The sequence below is a fragment of the Streptomyces sp. YS-3 genome (assembly GCF_045257485.1).
GTDB lineage: Bacteria > Actinomycetota > Actinomycetes > Streptomycetales > Streptomycetaceae > Streptomyces.
Window position 1 is genome coordinate 1 of the sequence record NZ_JBJHPC010000748.1, and the last position, 2,925, is coordinate 2,925.

A 2,925-nucleotide genomic window follows, 5' to 3' on the forward strand; every position below is an offset into this window, starting at 1 on the left:
CCACGGGCCCCCGCACGGCCGGGGCTCCGTTCTGGAGGCACCGATGCCAGATCTCTGGCTGCCCGGCGCAGCACGCATCGACGTGGGCGACCACGCCCCCACCGACAGCGCCTACCCCGCCAAGGCGATCGCCCACATCACCTGGGACAAGAACGCCACCGCCGCCCACCCGCAGGACCAGGTGCCGTACGGCAACCTTCAGGACTGGTTCGGCCGCAACCCCGACGGCAAGGGGTCCGCCCCGCACCTGCTCTGGTCGCCCTTCACCGGCGCGTTCACCCAGTTCTTCCCGGCGAACTCGCGCTCCAAGTCCCTGGTCGACCTGTCCGGCGGCACCCGGACCAACCGGGCCGGCACCGTCGTCATCCAGATCGAGGCGCACTTCTTCCCGTACTGCCGGGTGGGCGGCAAGGTCTACGCCAGACTCGTCGACACCCCGTGCGCCGGCTGGGCGGCCCTGAACGCCTGGGTGCGCTCCTGGGGCGTACCCGACACCTGGCCGATGGGGCGGCCGGTCGACTTCACCTCCCACCGCGACGAGCACGTCTGGGAGACGCGCGGCGGCTGGTACGGACACCAGCACGTGCCGGAGAACACCCACCAGGACCCCGGCTCCTGGCCCCAGTTCACCGGGGCCCCGCCGACGGCGAAGGTCTCGCTGGCCCATGTGGTCGCCGCGGCCCGGCGCGACCCCGGCCTCCCGCAGGGCGGCACCACGTACCGCGGCGAGGTCCTGGTCGTCGAGCGCGCCCTCCAGGCCGAGGGGCTGCTCAGCGCCACCTGGGTGGACGGCTCCTTCGGCACCAAGACGAAGACGGCGTACGCCGCCTGGCAGCGGCGGTGCGGCTACTCGGGACCCGACGCGGACGGCATCCCCGGCCGTGACTCGCTCACCCGGCTCGGCGCCCGCCACGGCTTCACGGTCGTCTGACGCGTCCGCTCCCGGGGGGAACCGTACGGCCCACGGGTTCCGGCGGTCGATCGCGAGCACGGCGACGACCGCCGGGACCGCCGCCCCCCATGGACGGCATGGACGGGCCGGACGCTCAGCCGTTCGGGGCCGAGGTCACGTCCACCGTCTCCAGGCCCTCGCGGGCCATCCGCTCCGACCCCCAGGCGCCGAGCGCCCCGAGCGCGCGGTTGAGGGTGCGTCCGTGCTCGGTCAGGGAGTACTCCACCCGCGGCGGCACCTCGGCGTAGACCTTCCGGTGCACGAGTCCGTCCGCCTCCATCTCGCGCAGGTGCTGCGTCAGCATCTTCTCGCTCACTCCCGGCAGACCGCGGCGCAGTTCGGCGAAACGGCGTACGCCGTGGGCTTCCAACTCCCAGAGGATCAGCCCCTTCCACTTGCCGCTGACCACGTCGAGCGCGGCGTCGATGCCGCAGATGTACGGTCCGCTCCTCGGCGCCCTGGCCATCCCCAGCCCCCTTACTTAAAGGTAAGTACCGCAGAAAATAGTGGGTACTTCCGAGAATAGTGGCGCTCTCCGAGCATGGAGGGGTGAACGAACAACACAACCCAACTCCCTCCAGGCACAACAGCGCTGTCACCGTGATCGGACTCGGTCCGATGGGCCGGGCGATGACACGCACCCTCCTCACCGCCGGGCATCCGGTGACCGTCTGGAACCGCACCTCCGCCCGGGCCGACGGTGTCGTTGCCGACGGAGCCAAGCTCGCCGGGACGGCCGCCGAGGCCGTCGAGGCGAGCGGCCTCGTGATCCTCAGCCTCACCGACTACCGGGCCATGTACGACGTACTCGACGGCGCCACCGGATCGCTCGCGGGCAGGACCCTCGTCAACCTGAGCTCCGACACTCCCGACCGCACCCGCGAGGCGGCGAAGTGGGCGGCCGGCCACGGTGCCGCCTTCCTCACCGGAGGCGTCATGGTCCCCGCGCCGATGGTCGGCACGGACGCGGCCCACGTCTACTACAGCGGCCCGCAGGAGGCGATGGAGAGCCACCGGGAGGCGCTGGCACTGCTCGGCACACCGAAGTACCTGGGCGAGGACCCGGGCCTCGCCCAGATGATGTACCAGGCCCAACTGGCGGTGTTCCTCACGACCTTGTCCGCGCTGATGCACGCCACCGCCATGCTGGGCACCGCGGGGATGAAGGCGGGGGAAGCGCTCCCCGAGCTGCTCGCCTCCGCCGACTCGATCGGTGCCATCCTGAGGGCCGGTGAGGCCCGGCCCGGGGCCGCGCTCGACGCCGGGGAGCACCCCGGCGATCTCAGCACGGTGACCATGATGGGGGCGACGGCCGACCACATCGTCGAGACCAGCACCTCACTCGGCCTCGACCTCGCGCTCCCGCTGGCCGTGCGGAGCCACTACCGGCGCGCGCTCGCGGACGGACACGGCGGCGACAACTGGACCCGCATCATCGACGGCATCCGGGAGCCGCGCTGAGCGGGAACGGGAACGGGGCCGGTACCGGGACAGGTCCCGTGCCGCGTCGACCGTGACGCCCGGTCGGCGGACGGTCTCGTGCGTGACCCGGCCCGCCGACCCGACCCACATAACCCGCCCGCCGCCCCGGCCCGCGGGCGATCGTTTTCGGGCACGTGCCGGGTGCGGCGGCACCACTCCCTGTCCGTGGGCGGGTGAACGCCTAGGCTCGGGGGTGTGCTGCGCATCTTCGATCATCTCGTCGGCCGGGGTCCGCTGCGGATCTGTGCCCATGTGCCGCGGGCCGACGGCCCGGGGGACCTCACCGGGCTGCGGGTGCTGCTGACCGCCGACGTGCTCGCGCGCGTCGTCGAACTGCGCGGCCGGGCCGTCCTGACGGGACGGACCGGCCCGGGTGTCCCCGGCGCCGCGGCGGCCGGCGTCCACCCCGCCGACGCCGAGGGCACCCCCGAGGAGATCGCCGAGGCCCTGGGCGGCCCGGTGGCCGTGCACCTGAGCGGCCGGCCGTACGA

At 73.0% G+C, this 2,925-nt stretch carries 3 protein-coding genes and 1 pseudogene; 3 read left to right on the plus strand and 1 reads right to left on the minus strand.

What is annotated here, in order from left to right; translation table 11 throughout:
- The first annotated feature begins 43 nt into the window (after positions 1–43).
- The gene (locus ACJA3G_RS34220; RefSeq protein ID WP_406556925.1) at positions 44–931 is read left to right on the plus strand and encodes an endolysin; all 888 of its coding nucleotides are present in this window, start codon (positions 44–46) and stop codon (positions 929–931) included.
- 115 nt (positions 932–1,046) lie between these two features.
- Here the strand turns inward: ACJA3G_RS34220 and ACJA3G_RS34225 are convergent, their stop codons facing one another.
- Positions 1,047–1,418 (minus strand): winged helix-turn-helix transcriptional regulator, encoded by a 372-nt coding sequence (locus tag ACJA3G_RS34225; RefSeq protein ID WP_406556926.1) that lies wholly within the window; start codon positions 1,416–1,418, stop codon positions 1,047–1,049.
- Between the two features lie 83 nt (positions 1,419–1,501).
- On the opposite strand from ACJA3G_RS34225, the gene ACJA3G_RS34230 reads away from it, so the two are divergent.
- Positions 1,502–2,413, plus strand: coding sequence for an NAD(P)-dependent oxidoreductase (locus ACJA3G_RS34230; protein ID WP_406556927.1), 912 nt, complete (start codon positions 1,502–1,504; stop codon positions 2,411–2,413).
- Positions 2,414–2,629: 216 nt separating this feature from the next.
- A pseudogene (locus ACJA3G_RS34235) lies at positions 2,630–2,925 on the plus strand (hypothetical protein); the annotation flags it as partial.

Coding starts and splice junctions, on each gene's coding strand:
- ACJA3G_RS34225 (WP_406556926.1), bottom strand. CDS start 1,418: ATGGCCAGGGCGCCGAGGAGCGGACCGTACATCTGCGGCATCGACGCC.
- ACJA3G_RS34220 (WP_406556925.1), top strand. CDS start 44: ATGCCAGATCTCTGGCTGCCCGGCGCAGCACGCATCGACGTGGGCGAC.